Raw genomic sequence first — 25,428 nt, 5'->3', positions numbered from 1 at the left:
CCGGGGGGAACGGCCGGGCTGTGCTCCGCTCACCCCGGTCAGCCCGGCAGCCGGACCGGCATCAGCAGGTAGGTGTACGGGCTCTCGATGGCCGCGAACGCCCCCGACTCGGACGGCTGCGGCTCCTCGTCGGCCGCGGGCAGCAGCACGGCGGGGCGGCTCGGCGTGGTGAAGCCGAAGGTCACCCGCTCGGCGTGCAGCGCGGAGAGGCCGTCCACCAGGTAGCCGGGGTTGAACGCGATGGTCAGCGGCTCGCCGCGGAACTCGGCGACCAGCCACTCCTCGGCGCGCCCGGCGTCGTCGCCGCCCGCGGAGAGCTGCAGCCCGTCCGCGGAGAACTCCAGCCGGACCTGGGCGCCGCGCTCGGCGACCAGCGCGACGCGCTTGATCGCCTCGGTGAGCGACGCGACCCCGAGCGTGGCGATCGAGGTGTGCTCCTTGGGCAGCAACTGGCGGAACTTGGGGAATTCCGCGTCGAGCAGCCGGGTGGTGGTGCGGCGGCCGCCGTTCACGATGCCGAGCAGCCCGTCCGCGCCCGCACCGGAGCCGAGCGAGAGCTGCACCGGGGCGTCGGCGGCGCCGAGCGTCTTGGCGGTCTCGGAGAGCGTGCGCGCGGGGATCAGCACCGCGGTCTGCACGTCAGGGCGGGCCGGCTGCCACTCCAGGTGCCGCACAGCGAGCCGGAATCGGTCGGTGGCGGCGAGGACCACCTTCTCGCCCTCGATCTCCACCCTGATGCCGGTGAGCATCGGCAGCGTGTCGTCCCGGCCAGCGGCGACGGCGACCTGGCCGACGGCGGCGGCGAACACGTCGACGCCGACCGAGCCGGTCTGCTGCGGCACCTCGGGCAGCTGGGGATAATCCTCCACCGGCATGGTCGGCAGCGAGAACTTGGCGCTGCCGCAGGCGATCAGCACCCGGGTACCGTCCAGCGAGACGTCGACCGGCTTGTTCGACAGCGACTTGGTGATGTCCGCGAGCAGCCGCCCCGAGACCAGCACCCGGCCCGGCCCGGCGACCTCGGCGGCCACCCGCATCTGCGCGGAGACCTCGTAGTCGAAGCCGGAGACGGTCAGCCCGTCCTCGTCGGCCACGAGCAGCACACCGCCGAGCACCGGCACCGGCGGCCGGGACGGCAGGCTGCGCGCCACCCAGGCCACGGAGTCGGCGAAGTCCTCGCGGGCGACCCGAAACTTCATGCCGGAGAGCTCCATCGCCCGACCTGTCCTTCCCGTTGGCGTCCAGTTCCCGTGATCTGCGTGCCTGCGAACCCGCGGCTGCGCGCTCGGCGGGGCGAATCGATCGCTGCCCACGCAGTCTGGCACACGCGACCGACATCAAACCGTACTCGCGCGGTCGAGCGCATATCGCCCGAACCCCGGCTCCGCCTCCCTTGCCTCCCTGCTCCCCGTCGCGCTCCGGCCGCGAGCCCGTCGCACCGTTTTCCACACAGCCTGTTTTAAGAGAGATCTCTCCAAGGAGAGAAAAGAAGTAGTAGTAGGTCCTGTGGAATCTGTGGATTCGCGGCCTTTGCGCAGGTGGCACGGCGTGGTGCCCTGGGGATGGACGGTGAGTGTCTCGAGGATGAACGGGGGTCGGCTGTGGACAGCCGAAAGCTGTCCACAATCCATCCTCGAGTCATCCACCGGTTGTTCCACCATGAAACCCCAGTTGTGCACAGCTGTGCAGGAATTCGTGGACAACCTGTGGATTCCTCGAGGAGTCCACAGGGATTCCTCGAGGAATCCACAGGCCCCTGACCGGTATCTGCCCAGCTCAGTGCCTGGGGATGAAATCGCCTGTGGAAACTGTGGAATCCCCACCTGTGCACAGTGCTCCCGAGGGGCTGTGCCGAGCCTGTGGATGAATCGGTGGACAACTCGGTGTTTCCTCGAGGACAACCTGTGGATTCCTCGAGGAATCCACAGGGACAAAAAATGCACTGCCCCTGGTCAGGGGCAGTGCACAGGTGTTAGTAGACGATCAGCGCGAGCGCTGCTTGATCCGGGCTGTGAGTTCTTGCACCTGGTCGTACACCCGGCGCCGCTCGGTCATCTCCTTGCGCACCTTCTTCTCCGCGTACATCACCGTGGTGTGGTCGCGGCCGAAGGCCTGGCCGATCTTCGGCAGCGAGAGGTCGGTGAGCTCCCGGCAGAGGTACATGGCGATCTGCCTGGCCTGCGCGAGCGGACGCGCCTTGCCCGGCCCGGTGAGCTCCTCCAAGTTGGTGTTGAAGTACTCCGCGGTGACCGCCATGATCGTCGCCGCGTTGATCTCCAGCGCGGCGGTGTCCGGCATGAGGTCGCGCATCACCACCTCGGCCAGCGAGATGTCCAGCGGCTGGCCGTTCAGCGAGGCGAAGGCGGTGACCCGGATCAGCGCGCCCTCCAGCTCCCTGATGTTGCGCTCGACCCGGCTCGCGATCAGCTCCAGCACGTCGTGCGGGACATCGAGCCGGTCCATCCGCGCCTTCTTGCGCAGGATGGCGATCCGGGTCTCCAGCTCCGGCGGCTGCACATCGGTGATCAGCCCCCACTCGAAGCGGGTGCGCAGCCGCTCCTCCAGGGTGGCCAGCTGCTTGGGCGGCCGGTCCGAGGAGACCACGATCTGCTTGTTCGCGTTGTGCAGCGTGTTGAAGGTGTGGAAGAACTCCTCCTGGATGCCCTCCTTGCCCTCGATGAACTGGATGTCGTCGACCAGCAGGATGTCGGTCTCGCGGTAGCGCCGCTTGAAGGCGACCTTGCGGTCGTCGCGCAGGCTGTTGATGAAGTCGTTGGTGAATTCCTCGGTGGAGACGTACTTCACCCGCATGCCGGGGAAGAGCCGCTGCGCGTAGTGCCCGGCCGCGTGCAGCAGGTGCGTCTTGCCGAGGCCGGAGGCGCCCCAGACGAAGAGCGGGTTGTAGGCGCGGGCGGGCGCCTCGGCGATCGCCACCGCGGCCGCGTGCGCGAAGCGGTTCGAGGCGCCGATGACGAAGGTCTCGAAGGTGTACTTGGCGTTCAGGCTGGCCGAGGAGGGCGGCGTCGAGCTCTCCTGGCTCTTGGCGAAATACGTCGGCCAGGCATTGCGCACCGGGACCACCGGCTCGTCGTCCGGCGCCGCGGCCGGCTCCGGCTGCGGCTGCGGCTGCGGGGCGGCCTGGCCGTCCGGTTCGTCGTCGCGGCTCCAGCCGCGGCCGGGGAGGTCGGCGCCGAAGAGCGTCTCCTGGCCCGCCCGCGGAGCGTCCCTGCGCTCCGGCTCGCGGAAATTCCGGTCGCCGGGATCGGCGCCGTCGAAGCCGCGCTGCTCGCGCCGCTCGCCATCGGGGTACGGCCGCGGCCGTTCGCCGTCGTAGCCGCGGTGCTCGTCGCCGTCGGCGAAGCGGGGCGGGTCGGCGTAGCGGGGCTCGGCGTAGCGCGGTGCCTCCTCGTACCCGGTGTCGTCGGCGCCGGGGAACGGCCTGCGCTCGGCGCCCTCGTCCTCCGGCTGCCTGCCGAAGCCGTGGTCTCCGTAGCCCGGATAGCGGGCGGCGGGTGCGCCCTCCGGCTCGCCGGAGTAGCCGTAGCCGGCGGGCCCGGTGCGGTACGCGGTGTCGGCCCCGTACTCGTTCTCCTCCGGGTAGCCGGGCTGGGCGAAGCGGGCGCCGCCCTGGTAGCCGGGCTCACCGCGGTACTCCTCGCGCGGCGCGGCCTCGGCGGGCTCGGCGGCTTCGTACCTGCCGTAGCCGGTGCGCGCGTGCTCACCCTCCGGGCGCGAGGTCATCCTGGCGTGCCGCGCTCCGGTGCCAGAGCGCTCCGGCGTGCCGGGCACGGGCGCCGCGATGCGCACCCCGAGCCCTTCGACCTGCGGCCCGAGCCTGCGCCCGAGCGAGCGCAGGATGGGCTCGCGCAGGTCGCGCTCGATCGCCTCCTGGGCGAGCGAGGACGGCACCGACAGCAGCGCGAACCCCTGCGCGACCGTCAGCGGCTTGACGAGCTTGAGCCAGGCCTGCTGAGCTCGGGAGACCGCCGCGATCGCACCGTCCGGCGAGCCGGCGGTGAGTTCGGCGACCACCTCGGGCCAGACGGTGGCGAGCACATTCTGCTCGTCGTCCATACAATTGCCTCCCCGGAATGGGTCGAGTGGAGCGGACGCGATGATCAGGCGCGTGCCCGTGATCCCGCATACATCCGAAGCCGGCTCGTAGCTGCCCGGATCCCCCGTCCGGGCCGCGGCGTGGCGCCGTCGGCTCTACGAATATGCCACTCGGCCGGTGTTTGTACACAATCTATCCACAGATGTGGAGAACCCTGGGGATGAACGCAAAAGCCCCGGTGAGCGGTGCTGCGGGGCCTGGACCTGGGCTTCTGTGGCTACCAATGAGCAACTGCGGTCCGGCGGGCGGGGCACGCGCGTCAGGGGATGTGGACGAACTCACGATAGCCGGTGCTCGGGACCCGCGGAAGCCAGGGGGTGCGCGGAACCCCGGGGGCGAGTTTGACCTGCTCGAACGGGCTCAGTACCCTCATACAGTCATCCCCTGGTGTGATGGGTGGTCCTGTGCTGACCGGAATCGGTCGTGATCGACCGACTGTGCGCCGGGACTGATCCGCGCCGACGAGGCCGGACAGATGCATCACCGACAAGCTTCGGGCGCCGCGCGGTGCCCACCGACTCGAGGAGTGTTCAACCGTGGCCAAGGGCAAGCGGACGTTCCAGCCGAACAACCGTCGTCGGGCGCGGGTGCACGGCTTCCGCCTCCGGATGCGCACCCGTGCGGGTCGCGCCATCGTCTCGGCGCGGCGCCGCAAGGGCCGCTCCGAACTGACTGCCTGATCCCGATCGCTCTCGGACGCTCGGGTGTTGCCTGAGCCGTATCGGTTGCATCATCGTGCCGATTTCTCCCGGGCGGTGCGCCGCGGCCAGCGAATCGGGAGACGAGATCTGGTCGTGCACGCGTTCACGCACGGGTACGACCAGGGCTCCGGCACGTCCGCGGCCGCCGGGAGCGAACCAGCGCAGCCTCTACCGGCCGAGCCGGCGGTCCGCATCGGCGGGCCCCGCTTCGGCCTGATCGTCAGCAAGGCGGTGGGCAACTCGGTGATCCGTCACCGCGTCGCCCGCCGCCTGCGTCATATCTGCGCCCAGGTGCAGCCCGAGCTGCCTGCGGAGATCGACATCGTGATCCGGGCACTCCCCGGCGCCGCCGCGGCCGGCTCGGACGACCTGCTCCGGCAGCTCCGCGCGGCGCTGCGCAGGCTCGGGGCGACCGAGCGGGCGGGCAGTCCGTCGTGAAGCGCATCGCCCGGCTGCCCGCGAACGCGCTGATCTTCCTGATCGAGCTGTATCGGACCTACGTGTCCCCCACCCGCATGCCGATCTGCCGATTCACCCCCACCTGCAGCGAGTACGCGGTCACTGCGCTGCGGGCGCGGGGGCTGGTGATCGGGCTGTTGCTGACGGTCGTGCGACTGGTCAAATGTGCGCCCTGGCACCCTGGTGGGTGGGACCCGGTTCCGGAACGGAAGCGAGGCGCGCGCCGCACCGCGGACGCGGCGGGGCCGAAGGCTTGGTAAAGGATCGCCGTCAGCGGTGATCGGCGAGACGTAACGACGGGAGTACACAGAACCGTGCTCGATTTCATCTACTATCCGGTGTCCTGGATTCTGTGGTTCTGGCACCGAGTATTCGGGTTCGTGTTCGGCGCGGACAACGGTGCCAGCTGGGCGCTGGCGGTGGTGTTCCTCGTCTTCACGCTGCGGTTGGTGCTGTACAAGCCCTTCGTGCGCCAGGTGCGGACCACCAAGCAGATGCAGGAGCTGCAGCCCCAGATCAAGGAGCTGCAGAAGAAGTACAAGAACGATCGCCAGAAGATGGCGACGGAGATGCAGAAGCTGCAGAAGGAGAACGGCTTCAACCCGCTCATGGGTTGCCTGCCGATCCTGGCCCAGGTGCCGGTCTTCCTCGGGCTGTTCCATGTGCTCCGCTCCTTCAACCGCACCGGCCACGGCATCGGCCAGCTCGGGATGAGCGCCTACGACAACGCGCACACCCCGAACTACGTCTTCAGCGCGACCGACGTCCAGTCTTTCCTGAGCGCCCGTATCTTCGGTGCGCCGATCTCCGCGTTCATCACCGCGCCGATCTCCGAGCTGCAGGCCTTCGCCGACTGGGGCGGGGTGCCGAGCAAGCTGAGCATCGCCATCGTCGCCATCCCGCTCATGGTGATCGCCAGCATCGCGACCCACTTCAACGCGCGCGCCTCGGTCGCCAGGCAGACGCCGGAGGCCGCGGCCAACCCGCAGGCCGCGATCATGAACAAGCTCGCGCTCTGGGTCTTCCCGCTCGGCGTGCTCGTCGGCGGCCCGTTCCTGCCGATCGCCATCCTGCTCTACTGGGTCTCCAACAACATCTGGACCTATGGGCAGCAGCACCTCGTCTTCGGCCGCATGGAGCAGGAAGAGGAGGCCAAGAAGCAGGCGAAGCTGGACCTGCGGTCGCAGAACGCCCCGAAGCCCGGCGCCAAGCCGGTGGACACCAGGAAGAAGCCGCAGCAGCCGGCGGACGAGACGGAGGCGACGGAGGAGGCCGCGAGCACCAACGGCTCCGCGCCCGCCGTCAAGCCCGCCGCGAAGGCGTCCGGGAAGAACGGCCAGAAGCGTCCCGGCGGGCAGAAGCGCCCGGCCAACCGCGGCCGTGCCAATCAGAAGCGCAGGCGCTGACCGCTGTCCGTCGTCGCGGGTAACGGGGCGAGGCGAACCGTTTCCCGCGGAGAACAGATGAAGGAAAATCACATGACTGCTGAGATCGACGGAGGGGAAGCCACCGTGGCGACGACGACTGTGAACGCCGATCCGGAGACCGATGAGGTCGAGACCGACGCCGAAGAGGAGCTCATCGAAGAGGGCGAGATCGCCGGCGATTACCTCGAGCAGCTGCTCGACGTACTCGATTTCGACGGTGATATCGATCTCGATGTCGAGGGCGACCGTGCCGTCGTGAGCATCGACGGCGGCACCGATCTCACCAAGCTCGTCGGCCGCAACGGCGAGGTGCTCGACGCGCTGCAAGAGCTGACCCGGCTCGCGGTCCAGCAGGCGACCGGCGAGCGCAGCAGGCTCATGCTCGACGTCGCCGGGTGGCGGGCCAAGCGCCGCACGGAGCTGAGCGCGCTCGGCGAGGCCGCGGCGCAGCGGGTGCTCGCCAGCGGCGCCCCCGAGCCGCTCGTGCCGATGACCCCGTTCGAGCGCAAGATCGTGCACGACGCGGTCGCGTCGGTGGACGGCGTCGCCAGCGAGAGCGAGGGCGTCGAGCCGAACCGGCACGTGGTGGTCGTCCCTGCGTGACGCCCCCCGCCGCGGCGGATGATTGGATAGGGCCTCTGGTCTCCGGACCGGAGGCCCTTGCCGTCTCCGGGCTCGGTGCGCCCCTCCTGTGTTCGGAAGGATGTTTCACGTGGAACCTGATCCCGGCGCCGTCGAGCCGAGTCTCGTCGAGCCGCCGCCGGCGGCCGCGGTGATCTTCGGTGACCGCCTGCCGCTCGCGGTGCGGTACCACGCCGCGCTCGCCTCGTTCGGTGTCGAGCGCGGGCTGATCGGCCCGCGTGAGGTGCCCCGGCTGTGGGATCGGCACATTCTCAACTGCGCCGTCCTCGGTGAGTTGATCGAGGCGGGGGCGACGGTGGTCGACGTCGGCAGTGGTGCCGGGCTGCCCGGGATCCCGCTCGCCATCGCGCGGCCGGACCTCCGCATCTCGCTCGTCGAGCCGTTGCTCCGCCGGACCGCCTTCCTCAGCGAGTTCCTGGAGGAGGCGGAGTTGCCGGTGACCGTCGTCCGGGGGCGTGCCGAACAGGACGGGGTGCTGAAGGAGGTCGGCGGAGCCGACGTCGTGACATCTCGCGCCGTCGCTCCGCTCGGCAAGCTCGCCCAGTGGTCGATGCCGCTGCTCCGGGATCACGGGCGGATGCTCGCGCTCAAGGGGAGCAGTGCGCGGGAAGAGGTCGAGCGGGATGCGCACGATCTGGCTCGGGCCGGTGCCGGCGGTGTGGCGGTGCTCGAGTGCGGGGGCGAAGTGCTGGAGGTGCCGACGCTGGTGGTGTCCGCAGAGGCGCTCCCCCGCTCCGAGCGGGCTGCGTTGCGGCGTGCGGCGAAGGGGCGGAAGGGTGGGGTTTCGGGGCGATAGGTGGGGGTTGGTTTCACGTGGAACGTGGGCGCAGGGAGTGCCCGCGTCCCGCGCCCGGGGGCGGCTGGGACACCCAGCTTCAGGCATCGACGGTTGGGCGGCGCGGAGGTGGCGCGCGGTGCGGCGATCAACTGAGCGGCGATGCTCGCCCTGAGCGAGCCTGGTGTGTTGAGGTCATCTGCTTCAGTGGCGTCGCGAGACTGTGTAGCGCTTCACGTACTCCCCTCTTCGCGTGCTGACGCGCTGAGCTGATCGCTCGCGCGACGATAGGTGGCACGATCCGGCGCTGGGCGCGACGCGGCCGCTGTCTCTGCCGAGGCAGCGGCGGGTGCTTGGATGCGGCCACGGAGACGCGCAACGAAGTTCGGCCGCCATGTTGGCAAGGAGATCAGGCTGTTGCAGCCGGGAGGGGAACCCGTCGGCATGGATGACCGCCGCGTCCAGTCTGCGCTTCTTCCGTCGACGCTTACGGGCGCGTGGCAGGACGATTGCAGCGTCCGCAATGGCGCGAGTGTTTCCCGTGAAACACAGCAGGGACAGCATCACCTGTTGCTTCGAACGGACTCGCCCGCTGGATTCCCGGCAGTGGGCGAGTCCGGCGCTGGTCCAGACGTGCGTGCTGCGGTGAGTGCGGATCGCGGATCGGCTCGGGTTCCCTCCAGTCGTACCCGTTGAACGCGGTTGCGGCGCGCTGGCGGATGGAGACGGTTCGGCGGACTAGTAGCGCAGGACCCGCACGCTCACCCGGGCCCGCTCCGCCAGCTCACCGATCCGCCGAGCGCGGCTGTGCCGAGTTGTCCGAGGAACTGCCAACTCCCCGGCGAGCCGCCTGCTCGCAGCTCTCCAGCACGCGCAAAAGGCCGGCGTTGCCTTCCGGCTCAGTCTTCGGTCATGCATTCAACGCTCGCGTCACCAATCAGCCTGCAAGTCGGCGCCCTCGCTTCGGCGGCCGCTGCATACCCTCGCGCCTTCCGCAGACTCGTGGACCGCCTCGCGCTGCAACCGGCCTCGCGCGCTGCAACCGGCCTCGCGCTTCAACCGGCTCAGAGCAGTAGTCGTCTCGTTAGCGGGACCTTATGCGGCTGCCCCCGGCGCCGCCCGATCCATGCTCGGTGCGAGAAGTAGGCCCGCAAACTCTTGCGGTCAGCGAAGCGCCGAAGGGCGCCGCCCACTGTTTCACGGGAAACGCGACCCGACCCACTCCCCCGCAAACCACTCCCAACAGACCGCAACTGCGAAAAACGCCCGATGTTTCACGGGAAACCACGCACATTCCGCGTGTCGTCCACGCCCCGCCGCGATTCAGCTTTCGTTCCGCCCGCACTGCTGGCAAAGTAGTCACCGTCGGCGTGAGCGTAGTTGCCACGACGGGATGTGGGGGTCACAGCGGCAGCAGAATGCTCCGCTCGGACCATCGGGTCTCGCGAATCCGATCAACGCATTTCGATCCCCCGACACGGCTGTGAACGAACCGACTCCGTGCGCATGCGTGCCGGTGTTCGGGATCGTGAGTTCTCGGGTTAGGAGCAGTTATGTCGAGCGGGCCGGCCAATGTTTCACGGGAAACCACGTCGAGAGTTCCGGGGATGCTGGACTCCAGCAGCTTCGATGCGGAGTCATTCGGAAACACGCCCTTCGGGCATATTTCCGCCAGCGAGACCCCGATCGCCGTGGAGGCGCATCGGGCCAGTCAAGTGCTTCATCCAGGAGGTGTGACCGTGCCGAAGCCGCGCGAACAGCGCATCATGACGATCGCCAACCAGAAGGGCGGCGTTGGCAAGACCACCACGGCGGTGAACCTGGCGGCCGCGCTGGCCCACCAGGGCATGACCGTGCTGGTGATCGACCTCGATCCGCAGGGCAATGCCAGCACCGCCCTCGGTGTCGACCACTACTCGGGCGTGCCCTCCAGCTACGAACTCCTCATCGGGGAGACCACGGTGCGGGAGGCGATCAAGACCAGCCCGCACAGCGAACGGCTGCTCTGCATCCCGGCCACCATCGACCTCGCGGGCGCGGAGATCGAGCTCGTCTCCATGGTCGCCAGGGAGGGCAGGCTCAAGGCCGCCATCCAGGAGGCCAACCTCGCCGGCTACAACATCGACTACGTCATGATCGACTGCCCGCCCTCGCTCGGTCTGCTCACCGTCAACGCGATGGTGGCGGCGAAGGAGGTGCTGATCCCGATCCAGTGCGAGTACTACGCGCTGGAGGGCGTCGGGCAGCTCATTCGCAATATCGGGCTGGTGCAGGCGCACCTCAACCCCGAGCTGCACATCTCCACCGTCATCCTCACCATGTACGACGGCCGGACCAAGCTGGCCGACCAGGTGGCCGAGGAGGTGCGCGCGCACTTCGGTGACGTGGTGCTGCGCTCGGTGATTCCGCGCAGCGTCAAGGTCTCCGAGGCGCCCGGCTACGGCATGACGGTGCTCGACTACGATCCCGGTTCCCGGGGCGCCATGAGCTACCTCGACGCGGGCCGGGAAATCGCTGCCCGCGGCGCGGCGCAGCGCGACGACGCCGCCAGTGCCTGACCGCCTGCGACGATTGAGAACAGGGTCCGGTGGCGAACAAGGAAGGGATCGGTAGGCCGATGACGCAGGCGAAGAAGGGCGGATTGGGGCGCGGGCTGGCCGCGTTGATTCCGACGGGTCCGGTCGGCGCGCCCGGCAACGGGAACGGCACCGCGCTCGGCGAGGCACCGCAGGCGTCGGCTCCCCTCCCCCGAGCGGTGCCGATCGGCGCCGCCGAGCTCCCCGACCTCACCGGGTTGGTCGACACCGGCGCCGCGGTCTACCGCGAGATCCCGCCGGACAAGATCGAGCCGAACCCCAAGCAGCCGCGCACCTACTTCGAAGAGGACGCGCTGGCGGAGCTGGTGCACTCGATCCGCGAGTTCGGGCTGATGCAGCCGATCGTGGTTCGCCGGGTGCAGCCGGGCGCCGACCGCTACCAGCTCGTCATGGGCGAGCGGCGGTGGCGGGCGAGCCAGGAGGCCGGGCTGACCGCCATCCCGGCCATCGTCCGAGAGACCGCCGACGACTCCATGCTGCGCGACGCGCTGCTGGAGAACATCCACCGGGTGCAGCTCAACCCGCTCGAAGAAGCCGCCGCCTACCAGCAGCTGCTGGAGGAGTTCGGCGTCACGCACGAGGAGCTGGCGGGCAAGCTGGGCCGCTCCCGCCCGGTGATCACCAATATGATCCGGCTGCTGAAGCTGCCGATCCCGGTGCAGCGCCGGGTCGCGGCCGGTGTGCTCTCCGCCGGCCATGCCCGCGCCCTGCTCGGGTTGGACTCGGGCGCGGACGCCCAGGAGGTGCTGGCCGCCCGGATCGTCGCCGAGGGGCTCTCGGTGCGGGCCACCGAGGAGGCCGTCACCCTCGCCAACCGCGACGACTCGGTGATCAGGCCCGCCCCCGTGCGGCGCAAGCCGATCCACATGCCGGGGTTGCAGACGGTGGCCGAGCGGCTCTCCGAGTCGTACGACACCAGGGTGGTCGTTAGCATGGGTAAGCGGAAGGGCAAGATCGTTGTCGAGTTCGGCTCGGTCGAGGACCTGGAACGCATCGTCGGAATGATGGAGCAGCAGCAGCTCGGCGGGTGACCCGAATTGTTGATTTTCGGTGCTGCCAGCCGATGACCGAGAGGCCAGGCTTGAAACGTCACTGTGACAGTGCCGGAAATCCGACTGTGAAATCGGCTTCGCCCCCGAAGGGTTTCGGATTTCGGCGGATCGCCTATTCTTGCGAGCGAGACCAGTGAGCGTAGACGAATCGGAGAGCTGGAGGCTGAGCAGAGCGGTGTCGACCAGCGTCACAGCACTCACCCTCGGGGAGCTCGACAAGTTGCCCACCCACGCACGGCGGTGCGTGTTCTGGGAGATCGATCCCGCGGTCGCCGAGGACTCCAGGGAATTCAGCGACCCGGTCTTCGAGAAGGAGGCCTGGCTCTCCACCGTGATGCTGGAGTGGGGCTCCTGCGGTCAGATCGCTCAGGTGGACGGGCAGGGCGCGGGGTGTGCGCTGTACTCGCCGCCGAACGTGGTTCCGCGCGCCGGACTCTTCCCGACCTCGCCGGTGAGCCCGGATGCCGTCCTGCTGACCACGCTGCGGGCCGAAGCCGTCTACGCCGACCGCGACGTCACCCACCAGCTGATCCAGGCCGTGGTGGCCGATCTGGTCCGCCGCGGCGTGCGCGCCCTGGAGGCCTTCGGCATTCGCACCGCTCCCCCGGCCACCTCGCTCGGTGATCGCACCGCGGGCTCCATGCGGCTGATGGAGCGGATCGACAGCCCCTCCCTCGGCGCCGCGCCGAGCGCGAGCGCCGCCATCGGCCCGTGCTCGCCGGAGACCTGCATGATCGAGGCCGACTTCCTGGAGGACGCCGGCTTCGAGGTGGTGGCGCCGCACCACCGCTTCCCGCGGCTGCGGCTGGAGATCGACTCCGACCACGGCTGGAAGGAGGATGTCGAGCGCGCGCTTGACCAGCTGCTCGCGGCCGCCTCGATGACCCCGCCCGCCCGCGTCGGCGCGCCCTGCTGATCCCGCGGAACGACGATGGCCCCGCCCGGGAATCGGGCGGGGCCATCGTCGTGCGGGGGCGGACTACATCCGGTCGGCCGCGGCCAGCTCCTCGGCGAGCAGCTCGGCGAAGGTGTAGGTGCCGGTGGGCTGATCGTCCTGGCCGAGCAGGTACAGCCGCTTCACGGACACCAGGATGGCCTCGGCGATCACGTCGCGCATCCGGGGCGTGGTGAGCACCGAGGCGTCGTATTCGTTGGTCAGGTAGCCGATGTCGACCTGGACCGTCGGCATCTTGGTGAGCCGGAGCAGATCCCAGGTGCGCGGGTGCGTGCGGCAGTCCTGCAGCGAGGTCCGCGCCACCACCTCGCGCTGGATGTAGCCGGCCAGCACCTGGCCGATCATCGAGACCGAGCCGTGCGAGTTGCCGAAGTAGAAGCCGGCCACGCCGTTCGCCGACGGGCTCGGGTTGGTGGCGCAGCGCAGCGAGATCATCAGGTCGGCGTCGAAGGCGTTGGAGGTCTCGGCGCGCTCGGCATCGCTGGGGTTGGCGTTCCAGGGCCGGGAGAGGAAGGTCTCCATGCCGGTGGCGGCCATCCGGCCCTCCAGCCTGGCGGCCAGATCCCAGAGCACCTCGGACTCGTAGACCTCACCGAACTCGGTGGCGACCGAATGCCCGCGATCGGGGCCGCCGAGGCCCGGGTCGATCACGATGCGCTTGCCGGTGAGCTGCGGGCCCGCCCGGTGCACGACCTCCTCCTCGGCGATCCGGTGCGGATTGCCGCCGGTGACGCGGGCGCCGAGCAGCTCCAGCGAGCGCAGCGTGTCCGGGCCGCAGATGCCGTCGGCGGCGAGCCCGATCTCGCGCTGGAAAGCGGTCAACCCCTCATGGGTGTGCGGGCCGAAGTAGCCGTCCACCCGGTGCACGTAGAAGCCGAGATCCTGCAGCCGGCGCTGCAGCGTGGCGACGTCGTCGCCGTACAGCGGGGCGGAGAGCTGGTAGATGAGGGTGCGGGCGCCGAGCCGGTAGGAGGCTTCCTTGAGCGCCCGGTAGGTCGCCGGGCCGACGATGCCGTCGACCAGCAACCCGCGGTGCTGCTGGAAGGCGCGCACCGCGGAGTCGAGCGGATGGTCGAAGGACGCCTCGACGTCCTTCCAGTACTCCGGCGGGTCGTTCTGATCCGCGCCCGCATGAGAGTTCAGGAATCCCAGACTCGCCAGGGTGCTCCGGACTTCCGCGACCGCCGGACCGCCGTCGCCGTGACGAAGTCGGTGCATGCGTGAGGGCCCTTTCCTTCCGTTGATCCCGGGTACCCACTCATGCGACGGTGTGAACCCTCGCACGACCGGAGCGTCGGTCGATTGTCGCAGACCTCGGCCACAACCCCGCAATCGCGGGTCCCAGGCATCCTACGGGGAGTCGGCTGTTCCCGGCGTCAGATGACGCCGTCGAGTTCGCGCAGCAGCGCGGCCTTGCCCTTGGCTCCGACGATGCTCTTGACCGGCTTTCCACCGGAGAACAGCATCATCGTCGGCAGCGAGAGCACCTCGTAGTCGCGGGCGGTGCCGGGGTTGGCATCCACGTCCAGCTTGGCGATGGTGAGCTTGTCGGCGTGCGTGCCCGCGATCTCCTCCAGCACCGGGGCGACCATCTTGCACGGGCCGCACCAGTCGGCCCAGAAGTCGACGAGTACGGGCTTCTCGCTGAGCAGGACGTCGTCGGCGAAGGTGGCGTCGGTGACGGTCACCGTCTTCTTGTCGGACACGGATATCTCCTTGCGCTGGTACGGGGTCCGTCAGGACACCGGGGTCACCGGGGAACCGGCGTGGTCGAGCGTGTTCGACGTGATGTCGCCCTGCTCGCCCAGCCACCGCTCGGCGTCGATCGCGGCGCGGCACCCGGTGCCGGCCGCGGTGATCGCCTGGCGGTAGATGTGGTCCACGAGGTCGCCGACGGCGAAGACGCCGGGGACGTTCGTGGCGGTGGTCGGGTGCTGCACCTGGACGTAGCCGTCGGCGTCGAGCTCGACCTGCCCGCGGACCAGCTCACTGCGCGGGTCGTGGCCGATCGCGACGAAGAGGCCGGTGGCGGCGAGCTCGGAGGTCTCCCCGGTCCTGGTGTCACGCAGGGACAGGCTCGTCACCGCGGAATCGCCGTTGACCTGCACGACCTCGGTGTTCAGCACGAACTTGATCTTGTCATTGGCCTTGGCGCGCTCCAGCATGATGCGGGAGGCGCGGAACTCCTCGCGCCGGTGCACGATGGTGACGGTGGTGGCGAACTTGGTCAGGAAGATCGCCTCCTCCATCGCCGAGTCGCCGCCGCCGACGACCACGATCTCCTGGCCCTTGAAGAAGAAGCCGTCACAGGTGGCGCAGGCGCTGACGCCGCGGCCGAGCAGCTTCTCCTCGCCGGGGACGCCGAGGTAGCGGGCAGCCGAGCCCATGGCGAGGATGATCGCGTAGGCGCGGTAGGTCTCGGCGCCGACGGTCACGGTCTTGATCGGGCCGGAGAGGTCGATGGCGTCGACGTCCTCGGTGCGGATCTCGGTGCCGAAGCGCTTGGCCTGCTCGCGCATCTCGTCCATGAGGTCGGGGCCCATGATGCCCGCGCGGAAGCCGGGGAAGTTCTCCACCTCGGTGGTGGTCATCAGCGCGCCGCCGAACTGGGTGCCCTCGAACTGCAGTGGCTCGAGCTCGGCGCGCGCGGCGTAGACGGCGGCGGTGTACCCGGCGGGGCCGGAGCCGACGATGATCAGGTCGCGAACAGGCGTGCTCATGGGGCCCTTCCGAAGGAGTGGGACGTCTGACGTCTCGGTCAACACCAGGGTATCGGGTGGAATTCCCGGTGTGGTGCGGGCCGCTGGGGGGCGAAAACGGTGGCTGTGCGGGCGATCAGCCGATGTCGGTGCGGGTGAGCTGCTGCGGATCGCCGGTGCTGCAGCCGGTGCCGACCACCAGCGCGGTGACGCCGGGCGAGCGCGGCCCGGCCAGCAGCACCAATACGGCGGGGCCGCCGCGGAAGAGCACGTCGGTGGAGCCGAGCACGGGGCGCTCCAGGCCGTTGGCGGCGACGCAGCGCCGGAGCGCGGCGGCGCTGCCGAGCGGGCCGGTGACGTCGTTGCGGCCCATGATGCCGAGGGCCGCGGTGGAGGTCAGCTCGTCCCCGACGTCGAGCGCGGCCGGCGGTTGCGCGGTCGGGGTGCCCGGCTCGGTACCCGCCCGCATGGCGGCGGTGATGCCGACGCCGACGGCGAGCACCAGAAGCACGGCGGCCGCCGCGGTGAGCAGGTACGCGGGCCGCCTGCGCCGTGGAGCCAACGGGACGACGGTGCCCGTGCGCCGGCTTCCCGGGTCTGCACTGTCGTCGGTGCCGCCGAGCCGCGCTGTCGCCTCGCCATCGCCATAGCCTTCGCCGGGGCCATCGCCGGGGCCGAGCCGGGTCGTGGCTTCGACGTCGTCGGCAGGAGGCTCGGGCCGCGCGGGAACGGGCCGCTGCCCGAGCTGTTCGGTCGGCTCGACCCCGTCGAGATCGGTGACGAACCGCTCCAGCCGGGCGGCGATATCGACGGGCATGGCGTGCAGCACCCGCTCCTCGGCGCCGAGCGCGCGAATCCGGGTGCTCACCTCGTCCAGTGCGCGCAGCACGCGGAGCGCGTCGGGGTCGCGGTTGACCGCGGGCCACAGCTGCTCGCGGACCTCGGGCTCGAGATTGCCCGCGTGGAGATCGGCCAGCACGTCCACCGAGAACGGAGGCTGCGGGACCGATCGGGTCGCCATCGCACCTCCGCTGTTCTCATCCGACATGGAACTCACCTGACATCACAGGTCCCCTTCGCGACGGGGGCGGTCGTCGTGGTCATCGCGCTGTGGTCCGTCACTACTTATGACGCACCGCCCCTACGTCCGGTTCCCCGGGTCACGGAGATCCTCCAGCTGCTCCCGCAGCCGGAGCCGGGCGCGCGCGCACCGGCTCTTGACCGTGCCCTCGGCGACCCCGAGCAGCACCGCCGTCTCCGCGACGCTGAGCCCCTCCAGGTCCACCGCGACCACCGCCGCGCGCTGATCCGGCGGCAAGGTGAACAGTGCCCGCCCGAGCATCAACGAAACTTCCAGTTCGGCGATTCCATTCCGGGGATCCGCCGGATCCGGCATGGTCTCCGGCGAGAGCGAGATGGCCCGCCTGGTCTTGTTCCGCCGGATCCGGTCGAGGCAGGCGTTCACCACGATGGTGTGCATCCAGCTGCGCACCTCGGAATCACCGCGGAACGAGGCGGCGGTGCGGTGCGCGTTCAGCAGCGCGTCCTGCAGCGAATCGGCCGCGTCCTCCCTGGTGTAGGCGATGCGCATGGCGGTCTGCCACAGATGGTCGCGGTGCCTGCGCAGCAACTCCGCGAAGGCGTGCTGCTGCCCGGTGACGTGCGCGCGCAGCAGTTCGATATCGCTCGGCTCGCCGGGCTCGAACGGCCGCGACTTCCCCCCGCGGTTCACTTCGGACGACAATGCCAACCCCTTGGACTGCGCTCACTGCGGTGCGGGCGCGGTCGCCTGCACCAGCTCCCCTGCCGAGAGCGCGCAGCGATCATAGCGTCGGCGACGATGTGGTAGCAACCGGGCCGTGCGGGCCGGTGAACCCCTGTTACGCAGGGATTTTCAGGGCGCGGCTTCGAAGCGGAGCTCGCCGATGGTGGTCTGGAAGCGGCCGCCGTCGTTGCCGAGGCCGGTGATCCAGACCAGCACGTAGCGGGCGGCCTGGTCGGTGCGCACCGGGATGTCGGTGACGCCGTTCTGCAGCCGCGCCGAGCCGATCAGCTGGGTCTGGTCCAGCGTCGGCGCGTCGGTGGGCGAGGTGCGGATCTCCACCGTCGTGCCCGCGCTCGGCGACTCGATGGCGACCGAGTTCAGCCGGGCCGGGGTCGGCAGCGTGGCCAGCAGCCCGACGCCCTTCTTGAGCGCCGGGAACTGCTGGAAGTACTGGTCGGTGCGCCAGCTGCTGGCCGGGTCGCGGTCGATCACGGCGGCGGCGTTGCCGGTGCCGTCCGGCGTGCCCTCCGGGGAGAAGACGCCGACCGCGGTAGCGGGCACCGGCGCGCCGGTGCCGCCGCTCGCGGCGGGCTCGGCCGGGCCGATCGGCGCGGCAGGCGGGGCGGTGGTCTCGCTGGTCAGGCCGATGTTGTTGGACTGGTCGAGCGGCGCCGACGGCTCGCCGCCCGCGAACATGCTCACCGTCCACCAGATCACGATGCCGACGACGAGCGCGGCCAGGATGCCGAGCCCGACCATGATCCAGAGCATCCGCTGCGAGCGCTCCCGCTCGGCCGCGAGCAGCTCCGGGTCGGCCAGCGACTCCTCGACCGGCGGCTGCTGCCGCTGGCCGAGCCGGAGCACCGGGATGAAGTCGGTCTTCTGATCGACGACCGAGGCCTGCTCCAGCACGTGCTGGACGGTGGCGGCGGTGCGCACGCCCTTGTTCGCCTCCAGCGAGCGCACCGCGACCGCGGAGATCTCGAAGGGCACCTCCGGCCGCACCTGGCGCGGCTCGACCGGTGTGCCGTCCTGGCCGAAGTCGGCGAGCCGGAGCCCGCCGACGGTGGCCGCCTGGCCGCTCAGCCCGCCGGAGCGGATCGGCCAGCGGGCCAGGATCAGGGCGTAGAGCATGGCGCCGAGGCCGCGCACGTCACCCTGCGCGTCGGCGTCGCTGAGCGTGCCGGGGAAGGCGAGCACGGCGTCGCCGGAGGCGCTGATCCGCACCCGGTCCGGATGGTCGATGGAGAGCGCGCCGCCGCCGCGGTGCGCCAGCTCGGCGGCCGAGGCGAGCACCCGGATGGCGCGCGCGGCGCCGATCGGGGAGGGAACGGTCTCGGCCATCTCGCGCAGCGAGCGGCCCGGGGTCCACTCGGCGACCACGATGCCGCCGGAGGAGCCGCGCACCACGTCGAGCACCCTGGCCAGGCCGGGCGAGTTGATCCGGCCGAGCCGCAGGGTGCGGGAGAGGATCGCCTGCGGGCCGTCCTGGCCGGAGTTCTCCCCCGACTTCTGGTCGGCGTCGACGAAGGTCAGCGCGACCTCGCGGTCCAGCTTGATGTCGAGCGCCTGCCAGAACTTGAGCCCGCGCGAGCCGCCGCAGTCGGCGAGCAGCCGGTAGCGGCCGCCCGCGACCGAGGCGCCGGGGATCAACTTCGGGCCGCGCGGGATCCGGCGGCCCGGCCCCTGCTCGCCGCCGACCGGCGGGATCGGCAGCATGCCGGTGTCGTACATCGGATCGCGCGGCGGGTGCGCGTGCGCCGAGCCGGTGTCCGGCTGCGCTGTCGGCGGCACAACCGCCTCCGGCGGCAGGCTGCCAGGGCCGATCCGGACCGTCGCCTCGGCGTCCCGCGGCGGCACTGCCCGCGGCGGCACCCCCTGCGGCGGAGCGCCGGGCACCGGGGCCTGCGGCGGCACCCGGCCGCCCTGCTCCGGCTGTGGCGGCTGGTCCGCGGGCCGATGCTCGGTGGAGAGCCCGGCTGGCCGGTTCCCTGGAGAATCGTCGGCCGGGACGCCGCCCACCGCGTCGTCGCTCACCCTCGGTCCTCCTTCGGACGGATACGTCGAAGTCTCGTCGTCGCCACTTGTGCTTCTCTGCCGAACAGGGTACGGGAAGTGGCCCGACCCGGTACGGCCAACGGCGTCCGGCCGGATGACCGGAAGCACCATGGTCTGGGTGGAATCCCCGTACGGGTCGAACCGCGGGTATTCGTACTGGTCGCGGCGTTGCAGCACCCGGGTCGCGCCCTCGTCGATCTTCGCGTCGAGGTCGAGCTCCGGGGCGGGCGGGGTGAAGCCGAGGCGGCGCGAGACGGCGACGGTGATCGCCACGATCTCCGGGATGCCCGCCAGGCGCATCAGCCCGAAGGCGACGCCGAACATGACGACCGCCAGGATCGCCACCCGGATCAGCGAGCCGGGGCCGCCGAACGCCTCGGAGAGCTTGCCGAGCCCGAGCACCCGGTCCGCGATCAGCATCACCGCGCCGCCCGCGATGGCGGCCAGCGCCACCCGGGACACCGTGCGCCCCACATTCGCCATGCGGAGGTCGCCGAGGCTGCGGTGCAGCAGGTAGCCGCCGATGATCGCGCCCGCGGTGTAGCCGAGGCCGTTGGCCGCGCCGAGCATGATCACCACGTGCGAGCTGTCGCTGGAGAGCACGGGAGCCAGCGCGGAGAAGACGATCTTCACCGCGGTGATGCCGAGCACGATCCAGGTCGGCGTCCACGCCTGCTCGCGGGCGTAGAAGACGCGCAGGTGGATCAGCACCAGCGAGTACGGGATCAGGGCGAAGGCCGACCAGCTGACCGCGAGGCCGAGCCGCTCGGCGTCCTCGGCGAACTTGGCGTAGCCGAACAGCGCCTGGCCGACCTGCGGGCCCGCCAGGGTCAGGAAGACCACCACCGGGACCAGCGCGATCATGGTGAGCCGGGTGGCGACCGAGAGGTCGTCGACCACGGCGGGGGTGTCGTCGGCGGCGGCGTTGCGGCTCAGCCGCGGCATGATCGCGGTGAGCAGGGTGACGCCGAGGACGCCGTACGGCAGCTGCAGCAGCAGCCAGGCGTTGGAGTAGATCGCCGGTCCCGCCTCGTCGGCGTGCGAGGAGATGTTGTTCGCGACGATCAGCCCGACCTGGCTGATCAGCACGTACAGGATGATCGCGATGCCCATCCGGCCGAACTGCTTGAGCCTGGCGTCGATGCCCCACAGCGGGCGCAGGTCGATGCCGTGCCTGCGGATGGCGGGCAGCAGGCTGGCGGCCTGCACGAAGACGCCGGTGGTCACGCCGAGGCCGAGGACGAGCAGTTTGGAATCGCCCATGCTGACCGGGTTCAGGCTGATCTCGCCCGGGGTGAGCGCGTAGGCCCCGAGCATGATCAGCACGACCACGTTGTTCAGCACCGGCGCCCACGCTCCGGGCCGGAACGCCTGCCTGGTGTTCAGGATCGCGGTGAGCAGGGCCGACATCCCGTAGAAGAGGATCGCCGGGACCAGCAGGAAGGTGAGCGCGGTGGTGAGCTCGGTGTTCACCTTGCCGTCGGCGGAGACGAAGACGTGCGTCGCCAGGATCGGGGCGGAGGCGGTGGCGAGCAGCGCGGCCACGGCCAGCACGGTGAACGCCGCGGTGACCAGGCGGCGGACGAAGGCGGCGCCGTTGTCGTCGTCCTCCTGCTCGGCGCGGATCAGGGTGGGGACGACGATGGCGGTGAGCACGGCGCCGAGCACCAGCTCGGCGATCATGTTCGGGATCAGGTTCGCCGAGACGAACGAGCTGGCCACCGCGGGGCCGAGCACCGCGAGCAGCAGCAGCTGCTTGCCGAAGCCGGTGATCCGGCTGACCAGGGTGGCGATGGCGATCGAGCCGGAGTCGCGGAGCAGGCGGGCGTTCGCGCTCTCCCTGGACTCGGGCTGCTCCGGCTCGGCGAGCGCGGTGCCCGCCTTCGCGGACTGCGCGTAGTGCGAGGTCGCGGGCTCGGCGGGGCGGGCGTGCTTGGGCTGGGCCGCCGGGATGCGCTGCGGGGCGGGGCGGGCGGGCTCGGCCTCGTGCGCGTGCCTGCGGTCCTGGCCCGGCTCGGCCGGGTAGCGCTGTTGCCCCGGGTGCGCGGGCTGGCGCGGCATGCCGCCGGAGGGGGGCTGGGCGCCGGGGCGGCGCGGGGGTGCGGCGCGGCGGGGTTCGCCGGGGAGCGGCTCGCCGTGTGAGAGCGGGCGGCCGTCGCGCGGCGGGGCCGGGGGCGCGCCGCGCGGGGGCTGCGGGGGCTGCGGGGGTGCTTCGGGGCGCGGGGGGCGGCCGTGCGCGGCCGGGTGCTCGCCCGGTGCGGGAACGGGCGGCCCACCGCGTTGCGGCGGACGGCCCTGCGGCATTCCGCGCTCGTCCAGCGGGGGGCGCTCGCCACGCGGTAGCGGGGCGGGACGTTCGCCGTAATTCGGCGGCGGGACATGCCGCTCGTCCCGAGCGGGACCCGGCGGTCGCTGCCGCGGAACCGCCCCGGGGGGCGGCGCGTGCCGCGCGGGGTCGCCGGACGGCGGCACCTGCCGCGGCCTTGCCCCCTGCTGGGCGGGGCCGGGCGGCGCCTGCCGCGGCATCCCGCCGGACTGTGGCGCACCGGCGTCGGGGGAAACCGATCGCGGCCTGCCACCGGCAGCGCCGCGATCAGGAGGAAACGGCCTACCGCCCGGCTGCGGCGCACCGCCGTCGGGCGGCGACTGCCTTGGCCTGCCACCGGGCCCGGGCGGGCGCGTTTGCGGCATTCCGCCGGACGGCGGCGCCTGCCTGGACATTCCCCCGCTGGGGGCGGGGCCGACGGTGCGCGGCGGCGGCGCGCCGTTCCGCCCGCCCGCAGGCGGGACGGCACGGGCGCCGTCGGGGCCGCGCGGTCCGGGCTCCGCCCTGCTCACCTGGGGGACCTGCGGCGGCGCGTCGTCCCCGAACCGTTCGGTGGCGCCGTCGGGCATCCCCGCTCCCCCTTCCGGATCCGCCCGGGGGCGGTGCAGCTGACGTTCCCACGGCGCGAGCGGGGCGCGGCGGATGCCGGCGCCGTCCGGCTCGTCCTCCGGGTGGGGCCGATGAGCGGTCGGATGTTCGTCGCTCATCCTGCCTCCTGCTGTACTAGCGCACCGTGATTGTCCCTCACCGCGGCTCGCGGCGGCGGACAGCCCGGGCGAGGAACCTCCGGTAGCGGCTCACCTGGCGCTGGACCTCCGGGTCGAAGGTCTCGTCGGCCGGGTCGGGCCTGCCCCGGAACCGGTGCCAGAGGCGCCGTCCGGCCAGCAGCAGGAGCAGCGTCGCCGCACAGGCGGTGAGGATCGCCAGCGCCTGGCCGTAGGCGTTCGAACGCACCGACACCGAGGTCGCGTTGCCAAGTGCGACACCGTCGGGAGTGGTCAGCGAGATCGGGATGACGAGATTGCGGCTGTCGTTCACCTCGGTCGGGATCTGGAAGGAGCGGGTGCCGTTCGGCGGCAGGATCTGCTCGCCGGTGTCGTCGATGGAGGCGTCCGGCGGCGCCTCGATCCGGAACTTGACCCGGATCGCCACCGGCAGCTCGTTCCGCGCGACCAGCAGCAGCGGGCTCTGCTCGGAGGCGAGGGTGTAGACGCCGCCGGGCGGGAGCACCGTCACCGAGCCGTAGATCCGGTCCATGGTGCCCGCGGTGCGGTCCAGCCTGCGCTGGGCGTAGACGTCGGGCTGGGCGGTGCCGCCCGCGCGCCGGTCGGAGAGGGTGAGCGCGCGGAGCAGGTCGTCGCGCAGCGGGGTCACGTACTCGGTCGGGGTGAGCTCCAGCTCCGGCACCTCGACCAGGGCGCGGGAGAGCGCGGTGATCCGGGCGCCCTGATCGCGGATCGGCGCGACGAAGCGCTCCGGCACCCCGTCCGCGACGGCGCGCGGCAGGTGGTCCGGCTCGTACGGGCGCGGGTCGGCGGGCTGGGCGAGCAGCTCGGGCAGCGTCCGCGCGGTGGCCATGCCGCCGGTGAGCAGCGCGTCGACCTGGCGAAGCAGCGTGATGGCCTCCTCCCGGTTGGCGCCCCACTGCTGCGGCGGGACCAGCAGCTGCGCGCGCGGCCGGTCCGGCCGCGGGTTGAGCGCGGTCCAGGTGAGCGCGCCGAGCGCGTCCTGCAGCCGGGCGGTCCGCGAGTCGTTGGTGACGTCGTAGCGCACCCGGGCCGGGGTGAACGACGGGGTCGGCGGGTTGGAGCCGACGGCGGCGAGCGCGGTGGCGGACCAGATGTCGTAGGTGACGGCGTGCAGCGACGGGTCCGGCCTGCTGCCCGGCCCGTCACCCGCCGGGGTCTCGGCCAGCGCGGTGACCGGGGCGGCGGGCACGATGTCCGGCATCCGGACCACCTCGGGTCGCGCCGGTTCGGCCGGCGTCGGCTCGCCGCCGGACGGATTCTGCGTGAGGTCGTCGGCGCCGCCTGCGCCGGCCGTCCCCTGCTCGGCGACGGCGGTCTCGGCCAGGACGGCGGTGCGGATGTTCTGATCCCGGAGCAGCCCGCCCGCGATCGGGTCGATGCTGCCCGAGTCGGGGATGGCGACCCCGCGCAGCGAGCGCGCGCCGAGGATCCGGTCGACGATGTCGGCGGGCTCGCTCACCGCGCGCGCGGTGAGCGCCGGGTCGTGCACGGCGGCCAGCGCGCTGAGGTCGGCCTGCGCGAAGGGCAGCGCGACGGTGCAGTTCGCGGCGGCGACCACGCGCAGCCGGTCCAGCCAGGCCCGCGCCTGCGCGGCGCCGCCGCCGTCCCTGGTCGGCCCGTCCGGGTCGGAGGGGCTGGCCAGTACCCGGTAGCCGTCGGTCATGGCGGCGGCGGTGAGCAGCAGGTCCGGGTCGATGGCGAGGCAGAGGCTCTTGGCCAGGGTGCGGTTGCGCGCGCCGTCGGCGCCGATCTCGTTCTCCAGCGCGCCGAGCAGCTGGTCCAGCCGGCCACCCTTGCCGAGCGAGGCGGCGAGCTCGTCGTCGGTGAGCAGCACCTGGCCGCGGTCCTCGGCGGGTTCGGTCGGTACCCAGCGCGGGCGGTCGGCCAGCGGCCAGAGCACCGTGGTGGCGACCGGCGGCGCGGGCGCGGCGGGTACCGCCGGCTCGCTGCCGCCGGACGGCGGGACGCCGAGCACCGGGAGCAGGAAGCGGGCGTCGTCCAGCCTGGCCTGGGTGCCGTAGGCGGGCTCGCCGTTGACGTTGAGCAGCAGCGGATAGACGCCGGGCTCGGTGATCTCCAGCGCGCCCTCGGAACCGCGGACCGCGACCGTGAGGATGAACTGCTTGCGCTGGCCGGGGCTGAGCCGCTCGGCGACGTCCTGGAACGCCCCGACGACCTCGTAGTTCACCTGGTCCAGCCGCAGGCTGCTGCGCACCCCGCCCGGCTCGGTGACGGCGGGCGCGCGCTGGATCCGGACGCTGATGTCGTCGACCACCCGGTCGCCGATATTGGTGACGGTCCCGGTCACGGTGAGCACCGGGTCGCTGGCGGTGGTCACCGCGGTCGGCGTCACCGAATCGAGGGAGAGCTTGAGGAACTTCGGCATCCCGATCTGCTGGTCGGCGTCGCCGGCACCGCTTGGCTGGGCCACTGCCTGACCCGTCAGCGGTGCCATCACCAGAATCGAACCGAGGATGGTCAGGATCGCCGCGGCGATCCGGAACAGCCCGCGCGTCATCGCTTACCGGTCTCCATCCGGTCGATCAGCCGGTTGGCCACCTCGGCGAGCCGCCGTTCGTCGGCGTAGGCGAGCCGGGAGTTCAGTTCGGTCAGCGGCACCCAGGCGACCTGGGTGACCTCGACGTCCGCGTCGGACAGCTCGCCGCCGACCGAACGCAACAGGAAATGATGCACGGTCTTGTGTACCCGCCTGCCCTCGGTCACGAACCAGTAGTCGATGCTCCCGAGTTCGGCGACAACGAGTCCGTTGATGCCGGTTTCCTCGGCGACCTCGCGGATCGCGGTCTGTTCGGCGGTCTCCCCTTCTTCGATGTGGCCCTTCGGCAGCGACCAGAGCAGCCGCCCGCGCCGATCGGTCCGCCCGATGAGGGCGGCGCTGCGCTTCTCGGCGGGGCCGTCCAGCCCGTCGACGACGAGACCACCGGCCGAGGTTTCCCGGACGGTGCGCAGCCGGGGCCGCGACCCGTCGGCGGCCGAACCGCGACGCCGCGGTTGGCGGCGTCTGCTGTTCGCGCGATCGGCCTGAGACACCCGGTAATCCTACTGTGCGCCGGGCCGGTCGCCGCGTGACGGCGGGGGTGCGCGCGGA

Annotated in this window: 19 protein-coding genes; 9 read left to right on the top strand and 10 right to left on the bottom strand. The window is 71.3% G+C overall.

Annotation, left to right across the window (positions count from 1 at the left end):
• Window positions 1–38 precede the first annotated feature (38 nt).
• Together dnaN and dnaA are read right to left on the bottom strand one after the other, a co-directional pair.
• Entirely contained in the window at window positions 39–1,214 is a 1,176-nt protein-coding gene (gene dnaN, locus LTT61_RS18575) for a DNA polymerase III subunit beta (RefSeq protein WP_233015363.1), read from the bottom strand.
• A gap of 769 nt (window positions 1,215–1,983) precedes the next feature.
• Window positions 1,984–4,074, bottom strand: a complete 2,091-nt coding sequence (gene dnaA, locus LTT61_RS18570) for a chromosomal replication initiator protein DnaA (RefSeq protein WP_233015362.1) — start codon at window positions 4,072–4,074, stop codon at window positions 1,984–1,986.
• Between the two features lie 576 nt (window positions 4,075–4,650).
• On the opposite strand from dnaA, the gene rpmH reads away from it, so the two are divergent.
• The 9 genes from rpmH to LTT61_RS18525 all read left to right on the top strand — a co-directional run bounded on the left by rpmH (window position 4,651) and on the right by LTT61_RS18525 (window position 12,683).
• Window positions 4,651–4,794, top strand: a complete 144-nt coding sequence (gene rpmH / locus LTT61_RS18565) for a 50S ribosomal protein L34 (protein ID WP_071932098.1) — start codon at window positions 4,651–4,653, stop codon at window positions 4,792–4,794.
• Window positions 4,795–4,818: 24 nt separating this feature from the next.
• Window positions 4,819–5,253 carry a ribonuclease P protein component gene (rnpA, locus tag LTT61_RS18560; protein ID WP_233015361.1) on the top strand — a complete coding sequence of 145 codons (435 nt, stop codon included), beginning with the start codon at window positions 4,819–4,821 and terminating at the stop codon, window positions 5,251–5,253.
• Complete coding sequence (gene yidD / locus LTT61_RS18555) at window positions 5,250–5,534, top strand: membrane protein insertion efficiency factor YidD (protein ID WP_233015360.1); 285 nt, start codon at window positions 5,250–5,252, stop codon at window positions 5,532–5,534. The genes rnpA and yidD overlap by 4 nt, the downstream gene beginning before the upstream one ends.
• Window positions 5,535–5,588: 54 nt before the next feature.
• Window positions 5,589–6,680, top strand: a complete 1,092-nt coding sequence (yidC, locus tag LTT61_RS18550) for a membrane protein insertase YidC (protein WP_233015359.1) — start codon at window positions 5,589–5,591, stop codon at window positions 6,678–6,680.
• 72 nt (window positions 6,681–6,752) lie between these two features.
• A complete protein-coding gene (locus LTT61_RS18545) occupies window positions 6,753–7,304 on the top strand; it encodes a protein jag (RefSeq protein WP_233015358.1) in 552 nt (183 codons plus the stop codon).
• A gap of 100 nt (window positions 7,305–7,404) precedes the next feature.
• Window positions 7,405–8,139, top strand: coding sequence for a 16S rRNA (guanine(527)-N(7))-methyltransferase RsmG (gene rsmG, locus LTT61_RS18540; protein WP_233015357.1), 735 nt, complete (start codon window positions 7,405–7,407; stop codon window positions 8,137–8,139).
• Between the two features lie 1,532 nt (window positions 8,140–9,671).
• Window positions 9,672–10,676 (top strand): ParA family protein, encoded by a 1,005-nt coding sequence (locus tag LTT61_RS18535; protein ID WP_269821758.1) that lies wholly within the window; start codon window positions 9,672–9,674, stop codon window positions 10,674–10,676.
• 59 nt (window positions 10,677–10,735) lie between these two features.
• Window positions 10,736–11,746: a ParB/RepB/Spo0J family partition protein gene (locus tag LTT61_RS18530; protein ID WP_233015355.1), complete on the top strand. Its 1,011-nt coding sequence runs from the start codon at window positions 10,736–10,738 to the stop codon at window positions 11,744–11,746.
• Window positions 11,747–11,942: 196 nt separating this feature from the next.
• Window positions 11,943–12,683 (top strand): GNAT family N-acetyltransferase, encoded by a 741-nt coding sequence (locus LTT61_RS18525; RefSeq protein ID WP_233015354.1) that lies wholly within the window; start codon window positions 11,943–11,945, stop codon window positions 12,681–12,683.
• Between the two features lie 63 nt (window positions 12,684–12,746).
• Here LTT61_RS18525 and LTT61_RS18520 read toward each other — a convergent pair whose 3' ends face one another.
• From LTT61_RS18520 to LTT61_RS18480, 8 genes are all read right to left on the bottom strand, one after another.
• On the bottom strand, window positions 12,747–13,940 hold the full coding sequence (locus tag LTT61_RS18520) for an N-acetylmuramoyl-L-alanine amidase (protein WP_233015353.1): 1,194 nt from the start codon (window positions 13,938–13,940) through the stop codon (window positions 12,747–12,749).
• A 158-nt stretch (window positions 13,941–14,098) separates the two neighbouring features.
• Window positions 14,099–14,428 (bottom strand): thioredoxin, encoded by a 330-nt coding sequence (gene trxA, locus LTT61_RS18515; RefSeq protein ID WP_233015352.1) that lies wholly within the window; start codon window positions 14,426–14,428, stop codon window positions 14,099–14,101.
• A 30-nt stretch (window positions 14,429–14,458) separates the two neighbouring features.
• On the bottom strand, window positions 14,459–15,442 hold the full coding sequence (gene trxB / locus LTT61_RS18510; RefSeq protein WP_233015351.1) for a thioredoxin-disulfide reductase: 984 nt from the start codon (window positions 15,440–15,442) through the stop codon (window positions 14,459–14,461).
• A gap of 115 nt (window positions 15,443–15,557) precedes the next feature.
• On the bottom strand, window positions 15,558–16,442 hold the full coding sequence (locus LTT61_RS18505; protein ID WP_233015350.1) for a hypothetical protein: 885 nt from the start codon (window positions 16,440–16,442) through the stop codon (window positions 15,558–15,560).
• Window positions 16,443–16,562: 120 nt separating this feature from the next.
• Window positions 16,563–17,153, bottom strand: a complete 591-nt coding sequence (sigM, locus tag LTT61_RS18500; protein ID WP_233015349.1) for an RNA polymerase sigma factor SigM — start codon at window positions 17,151–17,153, stop codon at window positions 16,563–16,565.
• 162 nt (window positions 17,154–17,315) lie between these two features.
• Window positions 17,316–21,548 (bottom strand): lipid II flippase MurJ, encoded by a 4,233-nt coding sequence (locus LTT61_RS18495; protein ID WP_269821757.1) that lies wholly within the window; start codon window positions 21,546–21,548, stop codon window positions 17,316–17,318.
• A 766-nt stretch (window positions 21,549–22,314) separates the two neighbouring features.
• Window positions 22,315–24,837 (bottom strand): DUF6049 family protein, encoded by a 2,523-nt coding sequence (locus tag LTT61_RS18485; protein WP_233015348.1) that lies wholly within the window; start codon window positions 24,835–24,837, stop codon window positions 22,315–22,317.
• On the bottom strand, window positions 24,834–25,370 hold the full coding sequence (locus LTT61_RS18480; protein ID WP_233015347.1) for an NUDIX hydrolase: 537 nt from the start codon (window positions 25,368–25,370) through the stop codon (window positions 24,834–24,836). Before LTT61_RS18480 ends, LTT61_RS18485 begins: the two co-directional genes overlap by 4 nt.
• Window positions 25,371–25,428: the final 58 nt, after the last annotated feature.

Source organism: Nocardia asteroides (assembly GCF_021183625.1).
In the GTDB taxonomy this organism is placed as follows: domain Bacteria; phylum Actinomycetota; class Actinomycetes; order Mycobacteriales; family Mycobacteriaceae; genus Nocardia; species Nocardia asteroides_A.
The sequence above is the reverse complement of the archived record's forward strand: the minus strand, read 5'-3'. Positions and strand labels throughout refer to the sequence as shown.

Coding starts and splice junctions, on each gene's coding strand:
- dnaN (WP_233015363.1), bottom strand. CDS start 1,214: ATGGAGCTCTCCGGCATGAAGTTTCGGGTCGCCCGCGAGGACTTCGCC.
- rsmG (WP_233015357.1), top strand. CDS start 7,405: ATGTTTCACGTGGAACCTGATCCCGGCGCCGTCGAGCCGAGTCTCGTC.
- LTT61_RS18545 (WP_233015358.1), top strand. CDS start 6,753: ATGACTGCTGAGATCGACGGAGGGGAAGCCACCGTGGCGACGACGACT.
- LTT61_RS18485 (WP_233015348.1), bottom strand. CDS start 24,837: ATGACGCGCGGGCTGTTCCGGATCGCCGCGGCGATCCTGACCATCCTC.
- LTT61_RS18495 (WP_269821757.1), bottom strand. CDS start 21,548: ATGCCGCAGGGCCGTCCGCCGCAACGCGGTGGGCCGCCCGTTCCCGCA.
- LTT61_RS18520 (WP_233015353.1), bottom strand. CDS start 13,940: ATGCACCGACTTCGTCACGGCGACGGCGGTCCGGCGGTCGCGGAAGTC.
- trxB (WP_233015351.1), bottom strand. CDS start 15,442: ATGAGCACGCCTGTTCGCGACCTGATCATCGTCGGCTCCGGCCCCGCC.
- LTT61_RS18535 (WP_269821758.1), top strand. CDS start 9,672: ATGTCGAGCGGGCCGGCCAATGTTTCACGGGAAACCACGTCGAGAGTT.
- LTT61_RS18530 (WP_233015355.1), top strand. CDS start 10,736: ATGACGCAGGCGAAGAAGGGCGGATTGGGGCGCGGGCTGGCCGCGTTG.
- dnaA (WP_233015362.1), bottom strand. CDS start 4,074: ATGGACGACGAGCAGAATGTGCTCGCCACCGTCTGGCCCGAGGTGGTC.
- LTT61_RS18505 (WP_233015350.1), bottom strand. CDS start 16,442: ATGGCGACCCGATCGGTCCCGCAGCCTCCGTTCTCGGTGGACGTGCTG.